Source organism: Ruegeria sp. AI3 (assembly GCF_056541245.1).
This window is the reverse complement of sequence record NZ_JBQFYA010000001.1, coordinates 571,266-597,895: the sequence shown is the minus strand read 5'-3', so window position 1 is coordinate 597,895 and position 26,630 is coordinate 571,266. Positions and strand designations below refer to the sequence as shown.

The following is a 26,630-nucleotide window of genomic DNA, read 5'->3' as shown; positions in this document are numbered from 1 at the left end:
ATGACACGTAAACTGATGAAGCGATCCGTGCTTGTGTTGGGTCTGGGGATTTCTAGCCTGACGTTGGCGGCCTGTGATGGCGTCAGCGTCGGGGTAGGGGTCGGATACGGGTATGATCCCTTCTACGACTCGATGCTGTGGAACGATTATTACCACGACGTGGATGTGGATATCGATATCGACCGTCCGGACAGGCCGGACCGACCGCCGGTCAACAGACCTCCGGCACGTCCGACGCCGCCGATCGCAAAGCCTCCGGCGCGGCCACGGCCTCCGGTTGCGCGGCCGCCAGCAGCGCGGCCTCCGATCCATCGGCCCGCGCCTCGTCGGGGCTGAGAATCGTCACGCTCAGGGGAGGAGTTCGGTTGTGATATGTGCCGAACCCTCCAACGTGCGATGCACCGGGCATTTGTCGGCGATTTCCAGAAGACGATCGCGTTGGGCCTGATCCAGAGGCCCCTCAAGCCGAATCTTGCGGCGGAACAGATCGACCTTGGCATCGCCGTTCAGCCCCGCATCCTGCGCGTGGACTTTGTTGTGACAAACATCGACCAACACACTGGTCAGCGGCCACTTCTTGCGCCGCGCATACATGCGGATCGTCATTGACGTGCAAGCCCCAAGCCCCGACGAGACAAATCCATAAGGCGACATGCCCCGATCCGTGCCGCCATATGAGGCGGGCTCGTCCGCGACGACGTGATGGCGCGGCCCGGCCTGGATATCCTGCAGGAAGCCATTGGGATCGGCCTCGGTCACCCGGACAACCCCTTCGGGCGCGCCCGGAGGCGGAGCAGGCGGGCGGAGGTCGACATAGCGCGACACCCACGCCGAAATGACGTCAGCGGCATATTCGGCATCGCTTGCCCGAGTGATAAGGTGATCGGCATCGTCGAGCGTCACGAAGCTTTTAGGGTGTTTGGCCGCCATAAAGAGCGTGCTGGCATTGTCGATGCTCACCGTTTCATCCCGCGGCGCGTGCAGGATCAAAAGCGCGGCTTTGAGGTCGACGACCGAGGGGGTCAGCGCAGCCTCCGAAATATCATCGACAAAGGCCTTGCCGATGCGGAACGGGCGACCGCCCAGAGAAACCTCGGCGCTGCCTTCTTGTTCGATCTCGGGCAGAGCCTGTTCGAAATGGTGCGAGACGTGCCCCGGATCGGCTGGCGCCCCAAGCGTTACCACCGCCTTGATCGAGGGAATGCCCGCCCGCGCGCGCAGAACCGCAGCACCGCCCAGGGAATGCCCGATCAGCAATGCAGGGGCCATGTCTCGGCCAGCAAGGTAATGCGCTGCCGCGATCAGGTCTTCGACATTCGAGGTGAAGGTTGTGTTTGCGAACTCGCCCTCGGAATGGCCCAGCCCAGTGAAATCAAAACGCAAAACGGCAATGCCCATTGCCGCCAAACGAGCCGAGATCCGACGCGCGGCAGGAATGTCCTTTGAGCAGGTGAAGCAATGCGCAAACAGAGCGGTCGCCAGGACGGGTCCTTCCGGCAGGTCGAGTCGCGCGGCCAGACGGCCGCCGTCGTGACCGGCAAAAGTGATGCGTTCGGTGGGCATGGCAGTTCCTTGGATTTCGGTATGGGATCAATAGTGTGCAGTTGTGCCGGATGTCTCAACCCCATTGTAGGAAGCGTCACGGGAAGGTGAGCAAAAACCAGTGAATATTTCGATATTCACGAAATGTGATGATACACACATCAAATATTCGTTTTCATAATTGATCTCTTCCCCCCATCTTGCAGCTGTCACACCAAGCAAGACAAGGAGACCGAGATGACACATACGTTATGCACCCCTCGCCAGCCTAACCTCCGCGCTGATCTGCTGATCCTTATAATGCTAAGCGGGGTATTGGGCTTTTCACTGGGTCAAAATTGGGAAAGGGCGACCCCGACCAGTGTCGAAGCCGCCCTTCCATCCGAGGATTGGCACGGGAATGTCCGGCGCTCAACCTGGCCGGACTGAGTGCTTATTCCTGACCCATCAATTGGGCATCAAACGGGTATTTGGTCAGGTTCTCATAGCCGTCTTCGGTGATCAGAACCTGATCCTCCAGCTTGATCGAAAAGTCCCCACCGACCTCACCAACGGCGGCCTCGACGCACAGGACCATGCCGGGTTCGAGCGCGTAGTCATAGGCGCCCTCGACCGCTTTGTCGGGATAGGCAACCAAAGGCCATTCATCGCACAGACCGACACCATGCATCAGGCAGCCGTATTTCTGGGCCTGGAACTTGTCATCCAGCTTGTGCGCATTGGCAGTAAGCTCAGGGATCATGACGCCGGGTTTGAGCATTTCCATGTTGGTCATGATATGCTCATGCGCGTGCTGCATGGCATAGACCATGTCCGGGCGCGGCTTCTGGTCACCGATCCACCATGTGCGTGAGATATCGATGCAGATCCCGTATGAACCGACCAGATCGGTATCAAAGGCGATGATCTCGTTTTGTTGCGTGATGCGTGGGCCGCACTCCTGGAACCACGGGTTAGTGCGCTGGCCCGAGGCCAGCAGGCGGGTTTCAATCCACTCGCCACCGCGACGGATGTTCTCGGCGTGTAAAACCGCCCAGATGTCATCTTCCGAGGTCTTGCCGTTCCCTACATTGGCGCGGGCGAATTTCTCCATCTCGGCCACGGCTGTTTCGCAGGCGTGGCTGGCGCAGCGCATGGCCAGAATCTCATCCGGGCCTTTGATGGCGCGGGTTTTCTCGGTCAGCTCTTCGCCTTCCATCACCTCGAATCCTTGCGCCTCAAGCGCGCGCAGACCGTGCAGCATGATCTTATCGACGGCCAGACGCTTGTTGCCGCCGCTATGTTCATCGATCAGGATTCGCACCTCGTTCGAGAACACATCCGCCGCGACATCCACCTTGTCGCCTCGGTCGAAGTAGAAAAGGTCCGCGCCAGAGCGCTGCTCGCGCACAAGCGGGTTGAATTCGGATAGGAAGGGGGAGTTCTTGTAGTCCCAGATCACCATATACCCGTCAGCGCACAGCAGAACGGCGCGGAATGGGTTGTGGGTGTTCCACAGCTGCATATTCGTGCTGTCAGTTGCGTAGCGGATATTGAGCGGGTCAAAAATCAGCAGCCCGCCATATCCACGATCCACGATGGCTTGGGTCAGACGCTTCCAGCGATGCTCGCGCATACGCTCGAGGTTGGGCAGGGTCAGCCCGGCCTCGGCCCATTCTTCAAAGGCAAGCTGGGTGGGCCCGATTTCGATTCGGTCATTGTCATTCGGCGTACCGTCGCCGAGCGTTACGCCTCGGGTCGGGTCGATTTTACGCGTATCGCGGTAATGCTGGTTCATGACTGGCCTCTGCTGGTTCACCCGAGAGGTATCAAACTTCGGTCTGGGGTGTCCCAGAAGAATACGACGGATTCTTGGTCGCTTTTTTACCGACAGTCGGTCAGGCTGATGATAAGTGGATGGCATGGTTGCCATTTTACAGTCCAGTATCCCATACGATCCGAGCCAAACCCGTGCCTTGCCAGGCATTCAGCCCACCGATATGGCGGAATGGTTGCACCAGGACGATGTCTTCGCCGCGCAGATGGCGCACCGTGCCGCCCTGTTGAAAAACCGGCGGGACGATGTTCTGGCCCTGTCCCCCGAGGCGGAACCCGCCGCGCAAGAGCTGTTGCAGTTTGTTCTGCACCAAACTTATCCAGACGCGACGGACTACGCGTTCCGCCCGGATGGCGTGCGTGTGCCGATTGATTTTGCAAACCCGTTGGATACGCTGTGCAATCTGGTGCAAGAGGATTTCTGCATCCTTCAGAAGCAGGGGAATGAGCATGTTCTGACCGGTGCGATCCTGTGCTTTCCGGCCAGTTGGCTCTTGCGTGAAAAGTTCATGCGGCCGTTGGTGGGAATTCATGTGCCCGTGGACAGCTACGATGACAATATCGCCCGTCGCGTGCAGCGTCTGTTTGACGGGATACAACCGGGGCGACCGCTTTGGCGGTTCAATGCCCTCTGGTATGACGACCCCGAGCTGCACCAGCCCCGTAGCGCCAACGATCGGCGTGAAACCCGAGATCATGGTCGCGCCCCATATTTGCGCAGCGAACGTCAGACCCTTCTGCGTCTGCCGGAAACGCGCGCAGTTGTGTTTTCGATCCATACATACGTTCTGGCCGCAAACCAGGTGCCAAAAATGGAAAACCCCGCCTGATGGCGGGGCCTCCAAGGAGGGTCTTCGGTAGTTGGGTTACATGCCGAGCGCGGTGGCGACATCGGCAAATGCATTGCTGGCGTTCAGCGCAACGATGGCAAAGGTAAAGACCAGAACCTGAGTGTTCAGGCGGAAATCCTCGCCCCGGATCAGGTTGACTGCGGCCATCGACACAGCAATCGGAGCCGACATGCTGGCGACGACACCAGTCAGGCACCAACTACTCAGCCGTAGGGCGTCGCTTGGGCGATCGGATGTGTACTCTTGCGGATCAGGTGTCGCTTGCGCCACTGGGTCATCTTCGGTTCGAAAGGCGATGCTCAGCAATTGCTCATCGGTCAGTTGGATGGGGCGGGGGGCAGGTTTGGCAATCTCGGACTCTTCGGGTTCCGGATAGTTCAACCCTGCAAACTGTCCGCTGACCGACTGAAAGATCTGTTTGCGATTTCTTGGTTTGGTCGGTGCGAGCGTGTCAAAGGCGCTCATGAACTGCTCGACTGTCAGAACCGTATGAGGCGACAGCCACTCCACCCGTTGGGATGAGCAGATGTCGACCATGCGATACAGGATAACCACCAGCATCAACTCCGAGATTTCGGAATCATCCAGCAAGGGGGACACTGGGGAGATGTTGATAACCAACCGGTTGCGAGGACGCGACGCAGACGGCCTGACCAGGGTCTTCAGCCCGGCAGCGCGGTCCAGGCGATCATGCCGGTCGTCGGGCTGCAGCTCCTCTGTCTCGAGCGTCAACCGCACCAGATACTGGCTGCAGACGATGCTCGCCTCAGTGTTGCTCAGCAGGGCCTTGCGCTCAACGAGGTGGCCGTAATCTTCAAGGGTCGCGGCGACAATTGTTCCGAAACGCTCGACCGCGCCGTCGGTGTCGCCTGCAAACTGCAAGCCGCCATGATAGCTGTGCTTTTTGGTCACTGCGCATTCCTTTGCCGCAAGTCGTCTTGGGCATCATTCTAAAGCGCGATGTGGGGCAGAATTTGACGAAACTACAAAAAAAATCGAAATTCAGATGGATTGACTACGCTTTGGAAACCAAGCGATTGAGGCTTTTTCCGTGCAACTATGGCGATATTGTGGCTGAACTGTGAGGGGTGCGCGGCGGGATCGCGGCCGGGCTATCCATCGATTCGGGCAGCCATTATCGCGATAGATTGCTGGTAGACCGAGGCGGCGTTCCACTGCTGGATAACCTTGAAATTGGGTTGCCCCGGCTGGTAGCCGCGACCGGGTTTCCAGCCTTTCTTGCGCAGGAAATTGGCGGTTGAGGCCAGCGCGTCCGTCATGTTGTAGAAGTCGACACGCCGGTCCCCAGTGGCATCGACACCATAGGTCAGCGCGTTGCCGGGTAGAAACTGAGTATGGCCCAACTCGCCATGTTTTGCCCCTTTTGTCGCCATGGTAATACTGCCTTGATCGACCAGCTTCAGTGCCCCAATTGCGTGAGGAATGAAGAACTCGGATCGGCGACAATCATAGGCCAGAGTGGTTATTGCTGACACAACCTGACTGTCGCCCATAAAACCCCCAAAGCCGGTTTCCATACCGTGAATGGCAATCAGAACCCCTGCTGGAACTCCATATTGGCGTTCCAACGCGGCATAGAATTCCGGGTTTCTTGCCTTACGTTTGCGTCCCTGCGCAACGATGGTATCGGCCCCGCGCACGCGCATGAATTTATCCAGCGAGTATTTGAAGCTTTTCTGGTTGCGATCCGCGGCAATGGTTCCGGTCGCATATTGCGTCTGTGCTAGGGCTTGCAGACCCTTCTTCTTTACCCCGGATTTCTTGGCCTGCTTGGCAAAATCAGCTTTCCAGGCCTCGAACCCGGCACTGGTGTTCCCACAAGGGGCCGCGAGGCTAAGCGTCGGTGCAGACAGAGCGAGCGTCAGGGTTAGAATGCGCAACATCAGGTCAATTCCCTCATACAATCTGCATTAAGGCTAAACGCCAGCCCTTGCTTCGAAAAGGGTTTAATACAGGTCCAACTCGCCAGCTTGCTTGAGGTCTTCGAACCATTCATCAGGCGTTCTGCCGATCTTGGCGTGTTTGACCATCATCGCGTTCATGTTCGGCAGATCCGAGGAGTCAGGCCAGTTCTCCGGCTGCCAGAGGTTGGAGCGGATGACGCATTTAGGGCAGTGGGCAAAAGCGGTTTCGACATGGACCAGTAGCGCCAACTTGGGCGCTTTGCCTTTGATGGCCATGGTCCTCAAGAGCGTTTCATCGACACAGATACGCGCCGTACCGCGAAGGCGCAGCGTCTCCATCTTGCCGGGGACGAAGAAGATCACACTAACGCGTGGGTCCTTCAGAACGTTGTGAAAGGTATCGACGCGCTTGTTGCCGGGGCGATCGGGGATGGCGAGCATCTGGTCCGAGATGACATGCACGAATCCTTCTGGGTCGCCACGCGGCGAGATATCGAGATAACTGTCCGGGTTGGCTGATGCGATCAGGCAGAAGGTGGACCTGTCGATGAAGTCCCGGCACATCTGATCCAGAGCCGAAAGTTCCTTTGCGATGATCTGAGGCAATGGCGCGCCGGTGATGCCTTCCAGCTGATCAGCCGAGGTCACATATTCGTTGAATTGCGCGAACGGGTCATCGGGTGACATGCGCTCTCTCCCAACCTGTTTTGACGGCCAGTTTGAAAGATCACGCCATATGAGACAAGGGCGCCCGAATGGACGCCCTTGGAATGGTAGGTCTGCAACCGGCTTAACAGCTGTAGTACATGCCGTATTCTACCGGGTGCGGTGTGTGCTCGTAGGTTTCGACCTCTTCCATCTTCAGTGCGATGTAGCCATCGATCTGGTCTTTGGTGAACACGTCGCCCTGCAGCAGGAAGTCGTGATCGGATGCCAGAGCTTCCAGAGCCTCACGCAGCGAGCCGCAAACGGTCGGGATGTCGGCCAGCTCTTCGGCAGGCAGATCGTACAGGTTCTTGTCCATGGCTTCGCCCGGATCGATTTTGTTCTTGATGCCGTCCAGACCAGCCATCAGCAGTGCGGCAAACGCCAGGTAGGGGTTCGCAGCTGGGTCAGGGAAGCGAGCCTCGACGCGCTTGGCTTTCGGGCTTTCGGTCCACGGAATACGGACACAACCCGAACGGTTACGGGCCGAGTAGGCGCGCAGAACAGGTGCTTCAAAGCCCGGGATCAGACGCTTGTAGCTGTTGGTCGATGGGTTGGTGAAGGCGTTAAGGGTCTTCGCGTGCTTCAGAACGCCGCCGATGAAGTACAATGCTTCGTCCGACAGGTCGGCGTATTTGTCGCCAGCGAACAGAGGCTTGCCGTCTTTCCAGATCGACATGTTCACGTGCATGCCGGTGCCGTTGTCACCTGCGATCGGCTTCGGCATGAAGGTGGCCGATTTGCCGTAGGCGTGTGCAACGTTGTGGATGACGTATTTGTACTTCTGCAGCTCGTCGGCTTGCTTGGTCAGGCTGTCAAAAATCAGGCCCAGCTCGTGCTGACAGGACGCAACCTCGTGGTGGTGCTTGTCCACTTTCATGCCCAGACGCTTCATGGTCGACAGCATTTCCGAACGCAGGTCTTGTGCTTCGTCAACGGGGTTCACGGGGAAGTAGCCGCCCTTGACGCCCGGACGATGGCCCATGTTGCCCATCTCGTACTCGGTGTCAGTATTCCACGACGCATCGGTTGCATCAACTTCGTAGGATACCTTATTGATACTGTTCGAGAAACGGACGTCATCGAACAGGAAGAATTCGGCTTCGGGGCCCATGTAGGCGACATCACCGATACCCGAGGATTTCAGGTATGCTTCAGCTTTCTGAGCGGTGCCGCGAGGATCACGCTCATAGGCTTCGCCGGTGTCGGGCTCAACAATCGAGCAGTGCAAGCAGATGGTCTTTTCCGCATAGAACGGGTCGACATAGGCGCTTTCGGTGTCGGGCATCAGTTTCATGTCCGACGCTTCGATCGACTTCCAGCCCGCAATGGACGAACCGTCGAACATGAAGCCTTCTTCCAGGAAGTCTTCATCGACCTGGTCGGCCATGATGGTCACGTGCTGAAGCTTGCCGCGCGGGTCGGTGAAACGGATGTCGACGTACTCTGCGCCTTCTTCCTTGATCAGCTGAAGAACTGCGTCCTTGCTCATTCTCTTGATTCCTCTGGGTTGAAGATGTGTGTGTTACAGGGCTTCCGAACCGGTCTCGCCGGTACGGATGCGAATGGCTTGCTCGACAGGTGAGACAAAGATCTTGCCGTCACCGATCTTGTCGGTTTTCGCGGCCGAGACGATGGCTTCGATCGCAGCGTCAACCTGATCGTCGTCGAGTACGACCTCAACTTTTACTTTGGGCAGAAAGTCGACGACATATTCCGCGCCGCGATACAGCTCGGTGTGACCTTTCTGGCGGCCAAAGCCTTTGACTTCGATCACGCTGAGACCCTGGACGCCAACGTCCTGCAGTGCCTCTTTCACTTCGTCCAGTTTGAACGGCTTGATGATCGCTTCGATCTTTTTCATTCCGGCTCACCTTGCATGGTTGTCTGAGGTGCAGTGATCACGTCTAAAGGGATGCAGCAATCCGATTGCGCGCTTCGGCGTGATCTGGTGCATTGAAAAAAGGCGCATGGTCAAATTTTGATCGGTTTGCACAAAAAGTAATCGAAATTGAATCGCGTGAGGAATTGAGATGGTTGATTTGCTGACGGCTGCGCAGATGGGTGCGCTGGAACGGGCGGCCATCGACTCGGGCGAGGTGACCGGGCTGGAGCTGATGGAGCGCGCGGGTCAGGGCGTTGTGGACGCGATCTTCGAGGAATGGCCAGAGCTGAGGGATCGAGGGGCAAGCCCCTCGAGCTCCCCGGGATATTTAAGGCCAGATGAAGGGGATCCCTTGCGAGCCATGGTGCTGTGCGGGCCTGGGAACAATGGGGGCGACGGTTTTGTGGTGGCGCGGCTGCTTCGACAACGGGGGTGGGCGGTTGAGGTGGTCTTGTTTGGCGACCCGTCAAAACTGCCTGAGGACGCGCGGACGAATTATGAGCGGTGGGGTGGACCAACACGCGCGGCTGCGGATTTGGGGGATGAGGACTTGCGCCATCCGGATGTGTCGATTGATGCGCTGTTTGGGACAGGGTTGGCGCGGCCAATCGACGATGCTGCGCTTTGGGAACACCTTTGGGCGCATGATGATGCAGCAGATGCCTGGGCTTTGCGGCGGAAGGGGCGCGGTACAGATATCGTGCCACCACGGACCGTCGCGATTGATCTGCCCTCGGGGCTTTGTTCAGACTCAGGAAAGGTTTTGGGGGGTGCGTTTCCGGCACATGGCCGGCGCTGTGCCCGCTCGGCCCTGACGGTCACGTTTCATTCGCGCAAACTTGGGCATGTGCTGGAGGATGGGGCGTCCTATTGCGGGAAGCTGGTCGTCAAGGATATCGGGCTTAAGGGTGAGCCGAGCGCATCCGAGGTGGTGACGGCGGTTCGGCAGCCGTCTGGCGAGGAGCTAGGGAAAGGTGTACCGGGCCACAAATACGCGCATGGGCATGCTTTGATTCTGACGGGTGGGTTTGGAAAAACTGGAGCCGCGCGACTGTCTGGGCGGGGGGCGTTACGGATTGGGGCAGGGTTGGTGACATTGGGTGTGCCGCCCTCGGCGCAGATGGAGGTGGCCTCTCAGATCACGGCCTTGATGATGATGCGGGTCGAGGGGGGCGACGACTTGCGCGACATTCTGACGGATCATCGACTTAACGCTGTGTGTCTTGGTCCTGGAATGGGTGTTGAGCGGGCGGCGGATCTGGTACCTGTTGCCCTCGCGGCGAAGCGCGCGACGGTGTTGGACGCGGACGCGCTAACGGCATTTTCCGAAGACCCTTCGGCCTTGTTCGCTCAGCTACATGTGGCTTGTGTTCTGACGCCTCACGGCGGCGAGTTTGCGCGGCTGTTTCCTGATATTGCCGAGAAGCTCTCCGCCCCACCGACCCGTGGTCCTGCCTTTTCTAAGGTGGATGCAACGCGTGAGGCTGCAAAGCGTGCGGGCTGTGTGGTGCTGTTCAAAGGGCCAGATACAGTGATCGCCGCCCCGGACGGGCGGTGTTCGGTTCATTCGGCGCAGTATGAGCGCGCGGCCCCTTGGCTGGCGACGGCCGGGTCCGGGGATGTGTTAGCCGGTTTCATCACCGGATTATTGGCTCGGGGGTTCGACGCGATGGGCGCGGCGGAGACGGCGGCGTGGCTTCACGTGGAATGCGCGCGTCGGTTCGGTCCTGGATTAATCGCTGAAGACCTGCCTGAGGTCTTGCCTGATGTTTATAAGTGTATGAATATGTAAGTGCGTCTTGCGCGATCGGGATGCGAAAATCACATCTGATCGCGCGTTCGTTACAGGAATTTCCCTGTGCGCATAGCGGCTATTTGCTGCGCTCATGAGAAGCTATCGGATTTTTCTTGGGGGCAGCCCGTTGTTTTTGCGGGAAGGCAGTTAGATGATTGAATTAAAACAACTTATCTTGATTGCGCCAAGGTATTCTGTTGCGGATTCGTCACCTTCTTTCGGCGTAGGGCGCGCCCCATTGGAACGGCTCGGTGTGGTGAGCATGTGAGCAAGACCAAATAACAAACTATTTCAAGGTGAGTGACATGACCCTTAACCTGAAAACCTCGTCTGTTGCGGCGCTTTTGGCGGCGACCACGGCCATTCCAGCTGCGGCTGAGCTGAAATACGAAAACAATAGCGGCGGATATGTAGAGCTCTACGGACAGTTCAACCCGGCGCTGATCTCAGTTGACGACGGACAAGACACCGAGACACGTTTGCTGGACAACGACCTGTCCAACAGCCGTGTCGGCTTGCGCCTTATGCAGCCCTACGGCGACAACGAGTTTACGTTTCGGCTCGAAACCGGACTAGGACTGCCAAACTCGAGCGAATGGAACCAGTTGGGTACGGATTTCAGCGGTTGGACGCGGGAAGATATCCGTCACGTGGATTTCGCGCTGAAGGGCGGCTACGGCAAGTTCTCGGCGGGGCAGGGCAGCATGGCTTCGGACGGGGCGGCTGAGACGGACTTGTCTTATGTTGGAACGGCGCTCTATTCGTTCACCAACGATGAAAACTCGGGCTTCTTCTATCGCGGAACCGATGGGGTACTCAGCGACATTACGGTCGGTGACTCCAGCAGCAACTTTGACGGTGGCCGCCGGACGCGCGTGCGCTACGATACGCCTGACTTCAACGGGTTCAGTGCAGCTGTCGCCTATGGTGAAAACGCGCTCTCCAGCAGCGACGATGACACGTATTACGACTTTGCGATCGCGTATAACAACACCTTTGCCGGTGGCGTCGAGTTTGCTGCCAGCGTGGCCTATGCCGTGCGAGATTTCGACAATGTTTCGGGTGAGCGCAAGGATACCATAGGGTCTGCCTCGGTTCTGCTGCCCAGCGGGTTCAGCTTTACCGCTGCTGCAGGGTCGCGGGACGACACCGCAAGTGGCGCATCGGACCCAAGCTTCTGGTATGCAAAAATTGCTTACGAGGGCGACTGGGTGGCCTGGGGTAAAACCGGTGTGGGCATCGACTACTACGATGGCTCAGACTTCAACAACGATGGGTCGGACACCAAAGCGTGGGGTATCGCAGTCGTGCAGCGGATCGACTCGATCAACACGGATGCCTACCTGAAATACCGCAACCACGATTTCGAAGATGGGACGTCGTTCGACAAGAACGAAGCCTGGGTCTTGGGCGCGCGCTGGCAGTTCTGATCAGCGATAGATGTTTCACAAAACGCTCTGGTTCCAACTGGGGCGTTTTTTTGCTGTTGAAGACGGTAAAACCGGGGTGATCCGGGCATTGCCCCCTTGCACGTGGGCGGCTGGGCAAATAGAAGGCGTCAAATTTGCCCGGCGCGCCGTTTTGCGCGCCCCGAATCCTATGGGGACTACCATAATGCAGGTTACCGAGACGCTGAACGAAGGTCTGAAACGCGGCTACAACATCGTTGTGACCGCAGCCGAGCTGGACGACAAGGTCAACGAGAAGCTGACCGAAGCGCAGCCCGAAGTCGAGATGAAGGGTTTCCGCAAAGGCAAGGTGCCGATGGCGCTGCTGAAAAAGCAGTTTGGCCAGCGTCTGCTGGGCGAAGCCATGCAGGAAACCATCGACGGTGCGATGAACAAGCACTTTGAAGATAGCGGCGACCGCCCTGCGCTGCAGCCCGAGGTCAAGATGACCAACGAGGACTGGAAAGAAGGCGACGATGTCGAGGTCGCAATGTCCTACGAGGCGCTGCCGGAAATCCCCGAGGTCGACCTGAAATCGGTGGAGCTGGAAAAGCTGGTTGTCAAAGCGGACGACGCAGCCGTTGAAGAAGCGCTGAACAACCTGGCCGAGACCGCGCAGGACTTCAAAGCACGCCGCAAAGGTTCGAAAGCCAAGGACGGCGACCAGATCGTGTTCGATTTTGTCGGCAAGGTTGATGGCGAAGAATTCGAAGGTGGCTCGGCCGAGGACTACCCGCTGGTTCTGGGCTCCAACAGCTTCATCCCCGGTTTCGAAGAGCAACTGGTTGGCGTGAAAGCCGAGGAAGAAAAAGACGTCAACGTCACCTTCCCCGAGGAATACGGCGCCGAGCATCTGGCCGGTAAAGACGCTGTCTTCACCTGCACCATCAAAGAAGTGAAAGAGCCGGTTGCAGCCGAGATCAACGACGAACTGGCAACCAAATTCGGTGCCGAGGATCTGGAAGCCCTGAAGGCCCAGATCTCTGAGCGTCTGGAAGCCGAATATGCCGGTGCTGCACGCGCTGTCATGAAGCGTGGTCTGCTCGACGCGCTGGACACCAAAGTGTCGTTCGACCTGCCTCCGTCGCTGGTTGAAGCCGAAGCCAAGCAAATCGCACACCAGCTGTTCCACGAGGAAAACCCGGATGTGGAAGGCCACGACCACGGCGAGATCGAGCCTTCGGATGAGCACAACAAACTGGCTGAACGCCGCGTGCGTCTGGGTCTGCTGCTGGCCGAGCTGGGTCAGAAGGCCGAGGTTGAAGTCACCGACGCCGAGATGACCCAAGCGATCATGAACCAGGCGCGTCAGTACCCGGGGCAAGAGCGTCAGTTCTTTGAGTTCGTTCAGCAGAACGCACAGATGCAGCAGCAGCTGCGCGCGCCGATCTTCGAAGACAAGGTCGTCGACTACGTGTTCGAACTGGCTCAGGTGTCTGACAAAGAAGTCAGCAAGGACGACCTGCAAAAAGCCGTTGAGGCACTGGAAGAGGAATAATCCTCTTCCCCCCTTTTGGGGCGCCAAAATAGAAGCGGAGCCGCCTGATCAGGGCGACTCCGCTAGGGTGGCTTTGTACTATGAGGTGAGGGGGTCAGGCCTCATGAGCAAAAGCACGGGGGGTATGTAGCAGAGCAGTCTTCTGCTCTGGCGTGAAGGTGTTGGAGAGCGTCTCGATGAGCCTCAGAACATCTTGCCGTTCGGCCTCATTCCGCGCTGCGTTCATCTGCTCCACAAAGTACTTCTCAAGCTCTGTGAGCGGCTTGTGGTCGCGATTTGCAGGGTTCTGTTCAACCTGCTTCTTTCTGTTGAACAGCTCGAGCGCCTTGTCTTCTTCCAGGAAAACGTCGGTTTTGATGCCTGCAAAGTCCCGAATGGCGTCGATGCGCTCATCGGTGCAATCCAGAAGGGCGGCAAGGGCCGAGACTTTGCCCATCGGCACGGTTTTACCCACATAGTCATAGGGCGCACAGTTCGACCGTTTCAGAACCCGATCCATGATCGGGTCAATCACGGTGATGATGTCCTGAATACCGGCGTTCTTTGCATATTCCAGCGAACCGATCATTAGCTCACAGGTTGCGTAAGAAACCGAGTTCTTGTCTTTGCCGCGGTTCAGCCGTTGGGTGTCGACGCAGAAGCGGGTGGATTCCCACATTGTCGCGCTGCGGATCGGAGGTTCGCCGTCAAGGATGGCCGAGAATACGTCCGACAACATGTGCGGTCCGGTGGTCTGCAGGGCGCGCACGGCTGCGACGACATTCCCCCCGTCGTCGAGTCCGATTACGTATGCAGGATCAAGATGATCGAATTCATCGATTTCTTTGCCGTCTTCGATTTTGACGTCCCAGCCCAAGCGCTCGCCGAATACGCGCGCGCGCAGTTCAAACATTTCGTCAAGAACGTCGCTGAATTGGTGTCTGTTCAGCCCATCTACTACGATGATCATGGTTTCCCCCTTCGAGTGGTTGTTCGGTAAACCGATCGTTACTCGTTTGAAGGGAGATTTCTATTGGGGGTTTCCCGTATTTTGGCCGAATTGTGTGATTTTTGTGTTTATCCCGGGGTGATAAGCCCGATCGCGATCGCCCGCCCAACGGCCTGAGGCGTCGTCAAAGCGCTGAGTTTTTCGCGGCTGGAGCGCAGATGAACCTCAACCGTGCGGTGCGAGATCGACAGAATGTCGCCGATATCCTGCTGAGATTTCCCTGCCGCCACCCATTGCAGGATCTCGGCCTCGCGGGTCGAGAGGTTCGGGTGATAAAGCGCACCTGTCAGCTCATCCGAGGTCACCACGTTGTCATGGATATGCACGGCCATGGACTGCAGATCGCTGATCACATGGGTATACAGCTTACGCCATTCTTCCTTGGAGCAATCCCGCGTCGCGCTCAGGAACCCGATATCCCCGTATGGGCCGCGAACCGGTATCGTAACGCCTTGATTGGACAAGCCAAAATCATGTGCATCGCGGAATACGCGTTGGAAGTCGGGGCTGCGTTCCAGGCGGCTCCAATCAACGGGGGCGATGCTGCGTTTTGCCATGTGAAGTGTCGGGTCAATCATGACCAGACCCTGTTTCTGGTAATGCTCGTTCCAGGCATCATCATAGGTCACAAAGCCAGCAACTTTGCCCGCAGCGGGGTTCATCCCAGCGTAGGCGGCGTGATCCATATCGTGTTTTTCGCACACTTGCTTCAGAAACTCGGTGTACCGAGTTTCTGAGTCCGGCAGAGTGCTCAGATCAACGATCTCCATCTTTCGCCTACGACCTGCGGCTTATCTTGAAGTCCAGTGGTGTGGCCGGACTTGCAATTTACCTAGAGTGGAACCCAACTTACCTCACGGCAATCAGGACATCACATAATTCAAAACATGACAAGTCAATGCAGGAAATGTCTAAGCTTTTGGCGTGTTGTTTCAAGCTATAGAGCATTTTTGTCACTATTTTGCCCAAACTGCTAACAGCGTCTAGGGTCTAGGGCGCGGGTCGTAGCCCTGTTTCTACGAGCATTCCGCGCGCCTTTGCTTCGGGGTAAAACCCTTTGGCGTAAAGGAAAATCGCGCGTTGTTGATCTCCGTCCGCCAGCATCCAGGCACCTTTCAGGTACTTGCCTGCATATTCAAGATTTGTGTCTGCATTCAGCAAACCTTGGGCATTTCCCTTGTATCCCATCGAACGTGCGGTAGCGGGTAGGATCTGCAAAAGCCCGTAATACGGCCGGTTTACAGCCCATGGCCTGTGCGTGCTTTCGCGTATCGCAAGTTTGTGGACCAGCTCTCTGGGGAGTTCGTAGTGATCGGCCCATTTGTTGATTGAGGCCCTCAGCTCGGGCGTTTCGTTGGGGTAGAGCGGCGGATCGAAGGGATCGGCGTCACCGCGTGAAACCTCGGCACCGCTGCACGCGGCGAGGGCAGACAGGGCAAGGAAAGCGATGATGCTGCGACGTGAGAATGGGGCCATCAAACTACTCCGAACTTCAGGCGGCGATCATATGGATCAAGGCTTTTGTCGCAACCTTAGCATTAAATTTTGGCTGAATTTTGCTGGTCCCGACATGAAAAAGGGCCGCGCGAATGGCGCAGCCCTTCATTCTTTTTGCGCAAGCTAGGTTAGGCTTTGGCTTCGTCTTCGTCAGCCGGAGCCGCCTCGGTCGCCAGATCTTCGTCTTCCGACGCGGCTGAGCCGATGTCGTCAAACAGTTCGGCGATTTCGAATTCAGCAGCAGCTTCCTCTTCAGCAGCCAGTTCCTGAATCGATTTGCCCGATGCCTGCAGTTCGGCTTCTTCTTCCGAACGAGCAACGTTCATCTTGATCTCGACTTCAACCTCGGGGTGCAGGCGAACTGCAACCGCGTGCAGGCCCAGTTCTTTGATCGGAGCGACCAGAACGACCTGTTTCTTGTCGACGGTGAAGCCTGCTTCGGTCGCAGCGTCTGCGGCGTCACGCGGGGTGACCGAGCCGTACAGAGCGCCAGCATCCGATGCCGAGCGAATCACGATGAACTGCTGACCGTCCAGCTTTTCAGCCAGCGCTTCAGCTTCTTTCTTGGTTTCCAGGTTGCGTGCTTCCAGCTGCGCTTTCTGGGCTTCGAACGACGCGATGTTGGCGTTCGATGCGCTCAGGGCTTTGCCTTGGGGCAGCAGGAAGTTGCGGGCGTAGCCGGGCTTGACGTCAACGACGTCGCCCATTTGACCCAGTTTCGCAACGCGTTCCAGAAGGATAACTTGCATGTCAGTCTCTCCTTACTTCACAGCGTAGGGCAGCAGGGCGAGGAAGCGGGCGCGCTTGATAGCACGAGCCAGTTCACGCTGCTTTTTCGCCGAAACGGCGGTGATGCGCGAAGGTACGATCTTGCCACGCTCAGAGATGTAGCGCTGCAGCAGACGGGTGTCTTTGTAGTCGATTTTCGGCGCGTTCTCACCCGAGAACGGGCAGACCTTGCGGCGGCGGAAAAATGGTTTTGCGGCCATGGTTTATGTCCTTTCGTCAGGCGTTGATCAGCGGCGCTCGCGGCGGCCTTCGCGCTCATCGCGCTTCTGCATCTGGACCGAGGGGCCCTCGGCATGCTCGTCGACCTTGATGGTCAGAACGCGCATAACGTCATCATGCAGGCGCATCAGGCGTTCCATTTCCTGAACCGCACCCGAAGGGGCATCGGTTTTCAGAAAGGCGTAGTGGCCTTTGCGGTTCTTGTTGATCTTGTAAGCCATCGTCTTGACGCCCCAGTACTCGCTTTCGACGACGTTGCCGCCGTTGTCAGCCAGAACGGTGCCGAAATGTTCGACAAGGCTTTCTGCCTGCGCGTTGGACAGATCCTGACGCGCGATCATTACATGCTCATACAGTGGCATGTGCACTCCTGTTTATATCAAGGCGCATTTCAAAGGCGGGGCCATCTGGTCCTTCGCGACCCTGCCACGAGAGGCTGCGCGATTCATATCTCCTGCGAAGGATGGCCCCGTATACACGTTTGAGCGGGCGGGGCAAGCCCTGCCACATATGCCTCTGTGAAGTCGCCCAATTTCCACTGCCGCGCCCAATTCCTGACGCTTTTCGCCCCGAAGTTGATAAGCAACCCGGAAATAACCGGATAGCACAGACTCACGACGGTAACCTTAACAAGGGTATGGATGTTATGACCGCGATACAGACAAATACGCTCGACAATAAAGCGACGGGTACGAGCTTTGAGCATTCCGTTCCGGTCATGATCACGTTCAAAGCGAACTGGCAAGCGCGGCTGGTATTGGCGCGCGCCGTCGGAGCCTTCCTGATCGTTTCCGCCTTTTCGATGTGGCTGATGCCCGGTTCGATGTTGGGTGCCGAGGTTTGGCCGATCAAAATGGTGGCCTCGATGGTGTTCCTGATCGTTGGCGTAAGCCTGTTGACGATCGAAGTGATGGACAGCCGCCCGGATGCCTATTTTGACCCGATCCGCCGCGAGGTGCGCGTTCTGCAGAAGAATGAAAACGGACGCCCTCAGACCGTTCTGCGTCGCAGCTATGACAGCTTGGGTGGTGCAAAGTTCGAGGATGACGAGGTGCAGTTGTTCGATGTCGACGGCAGCCTGCTGATGAAACTGCCGCTGCAATCGGCGGATGTCAGCCGAGCGCTGAAAGGGCAACTCAGCCAAAGTGTAACAATTTTCGCCTGAGATTTATTCTGTTCAACCAGGCACAGAAATTGTGAATCAAAAAGACTTGTGTGCTGCCCTTGGGCAGCACATTTTTGTTTCCGAGCAAACGCACTATGTTTGCGTATAGTCCACAAACCCGGAGACAGTCATGAAATCCACCCTCCTTGCTGCCGCGCTTGCCCTAACGGCAACCACTGCTTTCGCCAGCGCCGAAAAATACGTTCTGGACCCCAGCCATAGCCAGGTGCTTTTCAGCTACGATCACCTTGGTTTCTCGACCACTTACGGCATGTTCTCGGGCTTTGAGGGCGAGATCATGTTCGATCAGGAAGACCCCGCCGCGTCGAGCGTTTCGGTCTCGATGCCGGTTCTGGAGATGTTCACGGGCTGGAAGCCGCGTGAAGATCACTTCATGACCGAAGATTTCTTTGGTGCCTCTGAAGGGGATCTGGTCACGTTCACCTCGACCTCGATCGAAGTGACCGGCGAGAACACCGCCAATATCACCGGTGACCTGACCATGAACGGCGTTACCAAGTCGGTTGTTCTGGATGCCAAGCTGAACAAGGCTGACAGCCACCCGATGGCAAACAAGCCCTGGGCCGGCTTCGACGCAACAACGACGCTGGTGCGCAGCGAGTTCGACCTGGGTCAGTTCGCGCCCTTCGTGAGCGATGAAGTTCAGGTGCAGATCTCTGTCGAGGCTCAGAAAGCCGAGTAAATCTGCTCTGATCCTTTGGATCACAACCGCCGGGGGCCAAAACCCCCGGCGGTTTCTTTTTTTATTCTGAACGTTTCGCCGTCAGGTCAACGGAGACCGTAACGTTGAAGCCCAGAGACTCCTCGGTCGGTTGGGATGTGCCGACATCGAACGCCATGCGGTTCAGTTCTAATGTGCCGGACATGGTTGCCGTGTTGTCCTCGAGTTGCAGGGAGAAGGGCAGTACGACGTCCACCGATTTGTCTCGGATGGTCAGGGGGCCTCGGGCCTCGTAGCCTGAATCTGTTTTGAACAGGTCAGCTTTGAACTGGGCCGTTGGGAATTGCGCGCTGTTGAAGAAATCAGCGCCCATGGCTTGGTCTGTGACCGTCCCGAGGCTGAGCGACGCGATGGCGATGGTCACATCCACCGATCCCGCAGGGCCCGGTTGGGCGGGGTTTTCAAACGCGATTGCGGCCGTCCATTCGCCGAAGCTGCCGGTGACGGGGCTGCCCAACTGCGAGATGGTGATCGACAGGGTGCCTTCTTCGACGTTCCAGTCGGATTGCACATCGCCAAGCTCGGCCGCATCCACGGCGCCTTTTGCGTGATCCTCGAACACTCCGATGGACCAGCCACCGACCAGAACGGCACCCCAGATGGCCAGGGCTGCAAATGCAGGTACGGGTGAGTGGTGCTGGGCCGGAGGCTCGGGCGCGTCAGTGCGTCCCGGCAGCATCCGCCGCAGGGTGCTGTCCTTGTCCACGACATGATGTTTCAGCGCGCCCGCGATGTGCAGCGCCAGCGACCCGCCAAGAACCCAGATGAACAGCCAATGCAGGTTTGCCGTCACCTCGGACAAATAGAGGGATTTGGGCACGAAGGGCAGGTTTTGGCCGAAGGGCCACCAGATGGGCGCAAAGCCTTCGGTCGCGGCGTGGTGTATCCAGCCGGTCAAGGGCACCAGAACAAGCGAAGCGTAGAGCATCCAGTGAACGGTTTCGGCTGCGAAGGCCTCGGGCTTGTTGTCGGCATTCAGCAGGCCGGGTTTGGTTTGGGTCAGCGCCCAGAGGATACGCGCCAGCGCCACGAAGAACACGGTGACCCCGATCGTTTTATGCAGGGAAAACAGCGTTGCGGCCCGTGCGATATCGGATTCGCTGGTCGGGATGTTCGGGTCATAAATGGCATGCGCCAAATCATTGGCAAACCAGCCCAAGGGCAGGGCGGTCAGGATCAGCAGGGCGGTCAACCAGTGGAAAGTCTTGGTCACGCTGCCATAGGTGGAAAAGGTATTGGTCGAGGGCATCTCTTGCACGCTCCGGATTCGATTGGCTGTCTTGAACCTAAAGCCAGACGGATTCGGCACAAGCCCGACCCGCGCACAGAGATGGTGCCCGAATGCAGAGCGCAGGCCCTACTTGTGCCGCGTCCTCACACGGTTTACACCCCGCCGCAACCTAACGTCATCCAAGAGGTTGCAATGACACGCGCGTTCGTTTTCCCAGGGCAGGGTGCCCAGACCATAGGCATGGGCAAGGCTCTGGCCGAGGCATACCCGGCAGCTCAGGCCATTTTCGACGAGGTGGACGACGCGCTTGGCGAAAAGCTGAGCCAGCTGATCTGGGAAGGCGATATTGCCGATCTGACCCTGACGCAGAACGCACAACCGGCGCTGATGGCGACCTCGATGGCGGCGATGCGCTCGCTTGAGGCCGAAGGCGTCTCGGTCACCGATGCCGCTTTTGTGGCCGGGCATTCATTGGGTGAGTATTCCGCACTGGCTGCTGCTGGTGCGTTGACGGTGGCTGATACTGCTCGCCTGTTGCGGACCCGTGGGCAAGCCATGCAAAGCGCCGTTCCGGTAGGCGAAGGTGCGATGGCCGCGATCTTGGGGCTGGATCTCGATGCCGTGCGCGCCGTTGCCGAAGAAGCCGCGCAGGGTGAGGTTTGTCAGGCAGCCAATGACAACGACCCGACCCAGGTTGTGGTATCCGGCGCGAAGGCTGCTGTGGAACGTGCGGCTGAGATTGCCAAGGAAAAGGGTGCAAAGCGTGCGGTTATGCTGCCCGTCAGCGCTCCGTTTCATTGCGCGCTGATGCAGCCCGCGGCGGATGCGATGGCCGAGGCCCTGGCCGCAGTTGAGATCAAGGCACCGGCCGTTCCACTGATCGCCAATGTGCGGGCCGAGGCGGTCACAGATCCGGATCTGATCCGCCAATTGCTTGTCGAGCAGGTCACAGGATCGGTCCGGTGGCGGGAAAGCGTGCAATATATGGCGGCGCAGGGGGTCACCGAGACATGGGAAATTGGCGCGGGCAAGGCTCTGTCTGGTATGATCCGCAAGATTGACCGGGCAATTGCGGGCAAGGCCGTTGGTACGCCTGAGGATGTTCAAAAGGCCGTACAGGCCGAATCGTAAGCATAGAACGCGCCCTTCGGGGCGTCTCACGAGGGAAATAGAATGTTTGATTTGACAGGTAAGAACGCGCTGATCACTGGCGCTTCGGGTGGTATCGGAGGCGATATCGCACGGGCTCTGCACGGCGCGGGTGCCTCGGTCGGTCTGTCCGGCACGCGGGTTGAACCGCTGCAGAAACTGGCCGACGAACTGGGCGAACGCGCCCACGTGCTGCCGTGCAACCTGAGCGATTCCGAAGCCGTCGAGGCCCTGCCGAAACAGGCAGCTGAAGCGATGGGCTCGGTCGATATCCTGATCAACAACGCGGGCATCACCCGTGACAACCTTTTCATGCGCATGTCCGACGAGGAATGGCAGAGCGTGATTGACGTCAACATGACCTCGACCATGAAGCTGTGCAAAGGCGTGATCCGGGGCATGATGAAGGCGCGTTGGGGCCGGATCGTGAATGTCTCGTCCGTGGTTGCAGCGATCGGCAATCCGGGGCAGGCGAACTATGCGGCCTCAAAGGCAGGGATGATCGGGTTCTCGAAAGCGCTGGCGCATGAGGTCGCAACGCGTGGGATTACGGTGAACGCAGTGGCCCCTGGCTTTATCACGACGGCGATGACGGAAAAGCTGACGGACGAGCAGAAAAAAGGTTTGTTGCTGAAAGTTCCGGCCGGTCGCATGGGTGACCCTGAGGAAATCGCGGCAGCTGTTCTGTACCTGTCCAGCCCCGAGGCCGGATATGTGACCGGAACAACCTTGCATGTGAACGGCGGCATGGCCATGTTGTGACCTCAACCAAGGCAGTGCGAAAGCGTTTGCCTTGCGCGTCGACTATGTTATAGGCGGCGCATCTATGCTGGGGCCGGTCGTTTTGGTCGGCCCTCGACTTTCCCGGACAGCCGGGAGCCAAACCGCCCGGAACGGGCAAAACAAGTCCATCCCGAGCGGGCAAGGGCAGAACCGGGCGGATCGCCCTGAAGAAAGAATGAGGAATAGACATGAGCGACGTCGCAGATCGCGTGAAGAAGATCGTTGTTGAACACCTGGGTGTTGAAGAAGACAAAGTAGCGGAAAACGCTTCGTTCATCGACGACCTGGGCGCAGACAGCCTGGACACCGTTGAACTGGTCATGGCCTTCGAAGAAGAGTTCGGCATCGAGATTCCCGATGACGCAGCCGAGACCATCCAGACCTTTGGCGACGCCGTCAAATTCATCAGCGAAGCGTCCTAAGCGTATCGTACTGATAGAAAAGCGGCGCTTCCGGGCAACGGAGGCGCCGCTTTTTTGTGCCCGCGTTAAATTCAGGGTTGCACGAGGCGATTTCGATTCGCACTGTTTCCACTGAGGCACAATTCAAGGTGGGCAGGACATGATAAGATCCACCCCGATGATAAACACGGCACGTCTGACACTCTGTGCGATGCGCCCTGAGGATTTTGAACGGTTCGCCGAGATCTGGCGCGACCCGTGTGTAACGCGCCATATTGGTGGCACCCCGCGGTCGCGCGGTGAGGCCTGGGACTCGTTTCTGCGCAATGCAGGGCATTGGCAGATGGCCGGGTTCGGGCAATGGGGTGTGCTGCAGCAATCGAATCGCAAGCTGATCGGTCAGGCCGGTTTCTTCTATGGAAACCGTGCAATGGGCGAGGATTTCGACACTTATCCCGAAGCCGGTTGGGTTCTGGCCCCCGAAGCTCAGGGGCTGGGTCTCGGATATGAGGCCGCTCAGGCCGCCCATGACTGGTTTGATCGGATCATGCCGGGCCGATTGGTGGCGATGGTGAACGCAGCCAACGCCTCGTCGCAGAAGCTGGCGAAAAAGCTGGGCTATGTCGTAATGCGTGAGGCCAAGTACAACGGCACCCCGGTCCATCTTCTTCGTCGCAACGGCCCTCCGGCGCGGGCGTAATACCGCCAACACACCGCTATGCCGCAAACAGCGCAAACAATGCCGATCCTAGTCGCAGCAGGCTCGGAAGTGAGCGTGTATGTTACTATGAGACTTTAGGGCGCTTGGGCGGAGGAGAAAGCTCATGAGAATCTACCCCACAATGGAACTTCAGAACGGTCGCTGCGTCACCTTGGACAAAGGGCGTCTGGAGGATGCGATGATCTGGCATGTGAACCCGGTCGAAACCGCGCGGGGTTGGGCCGAGGCCGGGGCCGAGTGGATGCATCTGACGGACTTCGATGCCGTAGAAGGCCGAGATACCAACCATGAACTGGTGGAAGAGATCATTCGGTCGGCCGAGATACCCGTGCAATTGGCCGGTGGTATGCGTAACCGCGAGCAGGTCGAATACTGGATTGACAAGGGCGCGGGCCGCGTTGTGATCGGAACGCTTGCGGCGCGGGACCCCAACTTGGTGAAAGAGCTGGCCAAGCTCTACCCGGATCAGATCGTTCTTGCGGTCGATGTCTGGCAGGGGTTTGTCATGACCGACGGTTGGCGCAGCCAAAGCGCGTTCACACCCGAGGCGTTTATTGATGCCTTTGACGGCACGCCTTTTGCAGCCATCGTTGTGACCGATATCGACAGTGATATGGAAGACGTTGAGGCGCAGCTGGGCCTGATCTCCGGTCTGGCGCAGCATTCGCGGACGCCAGTCATTGCCAGCGGCGTGGTGCGTACTGCGGACGATATCTCACGCCTGTCCTACATCCCGAACATTGCGGGTGCGATTGTTGGTAGGGCTTTGTTCCGGAAAACAGTCGATCTGTCCGACGCTCTGGGCGTAGCAGCTGGCGCGCATGAGCCAGTGGCGCAGTTCCAGTAACGGTACCGAAAATGAATCTCTCTCGCCCTGCGATGTCAGCGGGGCGAGGGGGATTGGCAGGCGCAGGATCGCCCAAAATCAAGCTGAAACCGCAAGATGCAGACGGGGAATGTAGCGTGGCCCTTGCCCCCGTACCCCGGGCCGGGGTATGAGCGGTTCGCATAACAGTAAGCAGGCAAGAGGCACTTCATGCGCAGAGTCGTCGTAACCGGTCTGGGGTTGGTCACTCCTTTGGCCAGCGGAGTCGAGGAAACCTGGTCGCGTCTGCTGGACGGAGAGTCCGGCGCAGGGCCAATCACACATTTCGATGCCGAGGCAAGCGGGGTCACTACGACCTATGCCTGCGAGGTGCCGCGTGGGGACGGAACAAACGGAACGTTCAACCCCGATGACTGGATGCCTCCGAAAGAACAACGCAAGATCGAAGACTTTATCCTGTACTCGATCGCTGCGGCGGAGATGGCGTGCAAGGATGCAGGCTGGACCCCTGAGGGTGAGGAAGATCGCCTGCGCACTGGCGTTCTGATCGGCTCTGGTATTGGTGGGCTGGGCTCGATTGCGGATACCGCTAACTTAATCCGTGACAAAGGCCCGCGCCGTGTGTCGCCCTTCTTTATTCCCGGCGCACTGATCAACCTGGCGTCCGGTCAGGTGTCGATCCGGTTTGGGTTCAAGGGACCGAACCACTCGGTCGTGACTGCGTGTTCGACAGGTGCCCATGCGATTGGGGATGCAAGCCGCATCATCCGCGCAGGCGACGCCGATGTCATGGTGGCCGGTGGCGGCGAAGGCTGCATCTGCGAGATCGGCATTGCAGGTTTCAATGCCTGTAAGGCGCTGTCGACCAAATATGCAGACGATCCGAAGAAAGCCAGCCGCCCCTACGACGTTGACCGCGATGGTTTTGTTATGGGCGAGGGCGCAGGCATCGTCATTCTGGAAGAATACGAGCACGCCAAGGCGCGCGGCGCGAAGATCTATGCCGAGGTTCTGGGCTACGGCATGTCGGGCGACGCTTATCACATCACCGCACCGTCCGAGGATGGCGACGGGGCTGAGCGTTCGATGAAAGCCGCTCTGCGCAGCGCTGGGCTGGAGCCGAAAGATCTGGACTACATCAATGCGCATGGCACCTCGACCATGGCGGATACCATCGAATTGGGTGCTGTTGAGCGTCTGTTGGGTGACCATGCAGCGAATGCCACCATGACTTCGACCAAATCGGCCACGGGGCACTTGCTCGGGGCTGCAGGCGCGATTGAGGCGATCTTCTCGATCCTTGCGATCCGCGATCAGGTGGCTCCTCCGACCATCAACCTCGAAAATCCGGCGGTTGAAACACCGATTGATCTAGCTCCGAACGAAAAGCGCGAGCGTGAGATCAACGTGGCCCTTTCGAACTCGTTTGGGTTTGGTGGCACCAATGCCAGCGTGATCTTCGGAAAGGCCAGTTAAATGTGGCGGGCCATTGCATCGAACGCGCTGACCATCCTGGTGGTCGGCCTGTTTCTGGTGGGCGGTCTGATCCTTTGGGGCCAGACCCAGTATCAGTCAGAAGGCCCGCTGGAAACCGCGATCTGCCTGCGGGTGGAAAGCGGTTCGAACATGACGCGGGTCAGCCGCGAGCTTGAGGACCAGGGCGCGATCACCAACGCCACGATCTTTCGCATGGCCGCCGACTACACCGACCGGGCGCAGCAGTTGAAAGCAGGCAGCTTTTTGGTGCGTGAAGGCGCGTCGATGGAGCAGATCATCTACGAGATCACCAGCAGCGGCGCGAGCACCTGCGGTTCGGAGATCGAATACCGCATCGGCGTGACCCGCGCTCAGACTCGCGTGCGTGAGTTGAACCCAGCCACGCTGGAATTCGACGAAATCGCCGAGTTTGATATGGCCGAGGAAGAATCCCCGGCGGCCTATCAGGAGAAGCGCCAAGAGGCAGACACGCGCTATCGTGTTTCACTCGCAGAAGGCGTGACCTCGTGGCAGGTGGTTGAGGCGTTGAAGGGTTTTGAAGCGCTGAGCGGCGAGATTTCCGAGATTCCTGCCGAAGGCTCGCTTGCGCCAGACAGCTACGATGTCGCTGCCGGTCAGGACCGCAACGACATCCTGAAAGCGATGCAGGACAAACAACAGCTTCGGATCAATGCTGCCTGGGAAAACCGCCAAGAGGGTTTGCCGCTGGAAAGCCCTGAGGAAATGCTGATCCTTGCCTCGATCATCGAAAAAGAAACGGGCGTTCCAGGAGAGCGGGGCCAGGTCGCCAGCGTCTTTGTGAACCGTCTGAATCAAGGCATGCGCCTTCAGACAGACCCGACGGTGATCTACGGCGTCACCAAGGGGCAGGGAACGTTGGGACGTGGCCTACGGCGCAGCGAGTTGAACCGGCCAACACCTTGGAACACCTATCAGATCGACGGGCTACCACCGACCCCGATCGCCAACCCCGGTCTGGCGAGCCTCGAAGCAGCCGTTGCGCCTGACAACACGAACTATGTGTTCTTTGTTGCGGATGGCACTGGAGGTCATGCCTTTGCCGAGACGTTGCAGGAACATAACCGCAATGTCGCGAAATGGCGCGAGATTGAGGCCGAACGAAACTCGGGCAACTAAGTTAAAACGAAAAACAGCGCC

29 protein-coding genes are annotated in these 26,630 nt (G+C 58.2%); 15 read left to right on the top strand and 14 right to left on the bottom strand.

The window, feature by feature from the left end:
- On the top strand, positions 1–336 hold the full coding sequence (locus tag ACRZ95_RS02965) for a hypothetical protein (RefSeq protein WP_170374057.1): 336 nt from the start codon (positions 1–3) through the stop codon (positions 334–336).
- Between the two features lie 12 nt (positions 337–348).
- On the opposite strand, the gene ACRZ95_RS02960 is transcribed toward ACRZ95_RS02965, so the two are convergent.
- Positions 349–1,563, bottom strand: a complete 1,215-nt coding sequence (locus ACRZ95_RS02960; protein ID WP_170676478.1) for a bifunctional alpha/beta hydrolase/OsmC family protein — start codon at positions 1,561–1,563, stop codon at positions 349–351.
- A gap of 216 nt (positions 1,564–1,779) precedes the next feature.
- Between ACRZ95_RS02960 and ACRZ95_RS02955 the strand changes: the two genes are divergently transcribed.
- Positions 1,780–1,971, top strand: a complete 192-nt coding sequence (locus ACRZ95_RS02955; protein ID WP_170666482.1) for a hypothetical protein — start codon at positions 1,780–1,782, stop codon at positions 1,969–1,971.
- A 4-nt stretch (positions 1,972–1,975) separates the two neighbouring features.
- Here the strand turns inward: ACRZ95_RS02955 and dddP are convergent, their stop codons facing one another.
- Positions 1,976–3,319, bottom strand: coding sequence for a dimethylsulfonioproprionate lyase DddP (gene dddP / locus ACRZ95_RS02950; RefSeq protein ID WP_170676476.1), 1,344 nt, complete (start codon positions 3,317–3,319; stop codon positions 1,976–1,978).
- Positions 3,320–3,443: 124 nt separating this feature from the next.
- Here dddP and ACRZ95_RS02945 point away from each other — a divergent pair, with 124 nt between their 5' ends.
- Entirely contained in the window at positions 3,444–4,187 is a 744-nt protein-coding gene (locus tag ACRZ95_RS02945; protein WP_170676474.1) for a heme-dependent oxidative N-demethylase family protein, read from the top strand.
- A 36-nt stretch (positions 4,188–4,223) separates the two neighbouring features.
- Here ACRZ95_RS02945 and ACRZ95_RS02940 read toward each other — a convergent pair whose 3' ends face one another.
- The 5 genes from ACRZ95_RS02940 to ACRZ95_RS02920 all read right to left on the bottom strand — a co-directional run bounded on the left by ACRZ95_RS02940 (position 4,224) and on the right by ACRZ95_RS02920 (position 8,702).
- Entirely contained in the window at positions 4,224–5,120 is an 897-nt protein-coding gene (locus ACRZ95_RS02940; protein ID WP_170639565.1) for a hypothetical protein, read from the bottom strand.
- A 200-nt stretch (positions 5,121–5,320) separates the two neighbouring features.
- Positions 5,321–6,112 (bottom strand): lytic murein transglycosylase, encoded by a 792-nt coding sequence (locus ACRZ95_RS02935; protein WP_170676472.1) that lies wholly within the window; start codon positions 6,110–6,112, stop codon positions 5,321–5,323.
- Between the two features lie 63 nt (positions 6,113–6,175).
- Positions 6,176–6,820: an MSMEG_1061 family FMN-dependent PPOX-type flavoprotein gene (locus ACRZ95_RS02930; protein WP_170676471.1), complete on the bottom strand. Its 645-nt coding sequence runs from the start codon at positions 6,818–6,820 to the stop codon at positions 6,176–6,178.
- Positions 6,821–6,923: 103 nt separating this feature from the next.
- Positions 6,924–8,330, bottom strand: a complete 1,407-nt coding sequence (glnA, locus tag ACRZ95_RS02925) for a type I glutamate--ammonia ligase (protein WP_170374049.1) — start codon at positions 8,328–8,330, stop codon at positions 6,924–6,926.
- 33 nt (positions 8,331–8,363) lie between these two features.
- Positions 8,364–8,702, bottom strand: coding sequence for a P-II family nitrogen regulator (locus ACRZ95_RS02920; RefSeq protein WP_170325301.1), 339 nt, complete (start codon positions 8,700–8,702; stop codon positions 8,364–8,366).
- A 169-nt stretch (positions 8,703–8,871) separates the two neighbouring features.
- On the opposite strand from ACRZ95_RS02920, the gene ACRZ95_RS02915 reads away from it, so the two are divergent.
- From ACRZ95_RS02915 to tig, 3 genes are all read left to right on the top strand, one after another.
- The gene (locus ACRZ95_RS02915; RefSeq protein ID WP_170676469.1) at positions 8,872–10,515 is read left to right on the top strand and encodes an NAD(P)H-hydrate dehydratase; all 1,644 of its coding nucleotides are present in this window, start codon (positions 8,872–8,874) and stop codon (positions 10,513–10,515) included.
- Between the two features lie 308 nt (positions 10,516–10,823).
- Positions 10,824–11,948, top strand: a complete 1,125-nt coding sequence (locus tag ACRZ95_RS02910) for a porin (RefSeq protein WP_170553061.1) — start codon at positions 10,824–10,826, stop codon at positions 11,946–11,948.
- A 184-nt stretch (positions 11,949–12,132) separates the two neighbouring features.
- On the top strand, positions 12,133–13,464 hold the full coding sequence (gene tig / locus ACRZ95_RS02905; protein ID WP_170666493.1) for a trigger factor: 1,332 nt from the start codon (positions 12,133–12,135) through the stop codon (positions 13,462–13,464).
- A 94-nt stretch (positions 13,465–13,558) separates the two neighbouring features.
- On the opposite strand, the gene ACRZ95_RS02900 is transcribed toward tig, so the two are convergent.
- The 6 genes from ACRZ95_RS02900 to rpsF form a co-directional block, all read right to left on the bottom strand.
- A complete protein-coding gene (locus tag ACRZ95_RS02900) occupies positions 13,559–14,413 on the bottom strand; it encodes an acyl-homoserine-lactone synthase (protein WP_170676467.1) in 855 nt (284 codons plus the stop codon).
- Between the two features lie 107 nt (positions 14,414–14,520).
- The gene (locus ACRZ95_RS02895; RefSeq protein ID WP_170374044.1) at positions 14,521–15,222 is read right to left on the bottom strand and encodes an autoinducer binding domain-containing protein; all 702 of its coding nucleotides are present in this window, start codon (positions 15,220–15,222) and stop codon (positions 14,521–14,523) included.
- Between the two features lie 220 nt (positions 15,223–15,442).
- Positions 15,443–15,928: a lytic transglycosylase domain-containing protein gene (locus tag ACRZ95_RS02890; RefSeq protein ID WP_170676465.1), complete on the bottom strand. Its 486-nt coding sequence runs from the start codon at positions 15,926–15,928 to the stop codon at positions 15,443–15,445.
- A 149-nt stretch (positions 15,929–16,077) separates the two neighbouring features.
- A complete protein-coding gene (gene rplI / locus ACRZ95_RS02885; RefSeq protein WP_170676463.1) occupies positions 16,078–16,698 on the bottom strand; it encodes a 50S ribosomal protein L9 in 621 nt (206 codons plus the stop codon).
- A 12-nt stretch (positions 16,699–16,710) separates the two neighbouring features.
- The gene (gene rpsR / locus ACRZ95_RS02880; RefSeq protein WP_005608650.1) at positions 16,711–16,938 is read right to left on the bottom strand and encodes a 30S ribosomal protein S18; all 228 of its coding nucleotides are present in this window, start codon (positions 16,936–16,938) and stop codon (positions 16,711–16,713) included.
- A 27-nt stretch (positions 16,939–16,965) separates the two neighbouring features.
- Positions 16,966–17,319 (bottom strand): 30S ribosomal protein S6, encoded by a 354-nt coding sequence (gene rpsF, locus ACRZ95_RS02875; RefSeq protein ID WP_068332653.1) that lies wholly within the window; start codon positions 17,317–17,319, stop codon positions 16,966–16,968.
- A gap of 284 nt (positions 17,320–17,603) precedes the next feature.
- Here rpsF and ACRZ95_RS02870 point away from each other — a divergent pair, with 284 nt between their 5' ends.
- The gene (locus ACRZ95_RS02870; protein ID WP_170553073.1) at positions 17,604–18,122 is read left to right on the top strand and encodes a hypothetical protein; all 519 of its coding nucleotides are present in this window, start codon (positions 17,604–17,606) and stop codon (positions 18,120–18,122) included.
- 130 nt (positions 18,123–18,252) lie between these two features.
- On the top strand, positions 18,253–18,825 hold the full coding sequence (locus ACRZ95_RS02865) for a YceI family protein (protein ID WP_170676461.1): 573 nt from the start codon (positions 18,253–18,255) through the stop codon (positions 18,823–18,825).
- 61 nt (positions 18,826–18,886) lie between these two features.
- Here ACRZ95_RS02865 and ACRZ95_RS02860 read toward each other — a convergent pair whose 3' ends face one another.
- A complete protein-coding gene (locus tag ACRZ95_RS02860; RefSeq protein ID WP_170676459.1) occupies positions 18,887–20,113 on the bottom strand; it encodes a cytochrome b/b6 domain-containing protein in 1,227 nt (408 codons plus the stop codon).
- A gap of 174 nt (positions 20,114–20,287) precedes the next feature.
- Here ACRZ95_RS02860 and fabD point away from each other — a divergent pair, with 174 nt between their 5' ends.
- The 7 genes from fabD to mltG all read left to right on the top strand — a co-directional run bounded on the left by fabD (position 20,288) and on the right by mltG (position 26,609).
- A complete protein-coding gene (gene fabD, locus ACRZ95_RS02855; protein WP_170676457.1) occupies positions 20,288–21,226 on the top strand; it encodes an ACP S-malonyltransferase in 939 nt (312 codons plus the stop codon).
- A gap of 42 nt (positions 21,227–21,268) precedes the next feature.
- Entirely contained in the window at positions 21,269–22,006 is a 738-nt protein-coding gene (gene fabG / locus ACRZ95_RS02850) for a 3-oxoacyl-[acyl-carrier-protein] reductase (protein WP_170676455.1), read from the top strand.
- Between the two features lie 209 nt (positions 22,007–22,215).
- Positions 22,216–22,449, top strand: coding sequence for an acyl carrier protein (locus ACRZ95_RS02845; protein WP_008756330.1), 234 nt, complete (start codon positions 22,216–22,218; stop codon positions 22,447–22,449).
- A 139-nt stretch (positions 22,450–22,588) separates the two neighbouring features.
- Entirely contained in the window at positions 22,589–23,128 is a 540-nt protein-coding gene (locus ACRZ95_RS02840; RefSeq protein WP_170676453.1) for a GNAT family N-acetyltransferase, read from the top strand.
- A gap of 124 nt (positions 23,129–23,252) precedes the next feature.
- Positions 23,253–23,996 carry a 1-(5-phosphoribosyl)-5-[(5-phosphoribosylamino)methylideneamino] imidazole-4-carboxamide isomerase gene (locus ACRZ95_RS02835; protein WP_170676451.1) on the top strand — a complete coding sequence of 248 codons (744 nt, stop codon included), beginning with the start codon at positions 23,253–23,255 and terminating at the stop codon, positions 23,994–23,996.
- Between the two features lie 189 nt (positions 23,997–24,185).
- Positions 24,186–25,451 (top strand): beta-ketoacyl-ACP synthase II, encoded by a 1,266-nt coding sequence (gene fabF, locus ACRZ95_RS02830; protein WP_170676449.1) that lies wholly within the window; start codon positions 24,186–24,188, stop codon positions 25,449–25,451.
- Positions 25,452–26,609, top strand: a complete 1,158-nt coding sequence (mltG, locus tag ACRZ95_RS02825) for an endolytic transglycosylase MltG (RefSeq protein WP_170676447.1) — start codon at positions 25,452–25,454, stop codon at positions 26,607–26,609.
- The last annotated feature ends 21 nt before the right edge of the window (positions 26,610–26,630 follow it).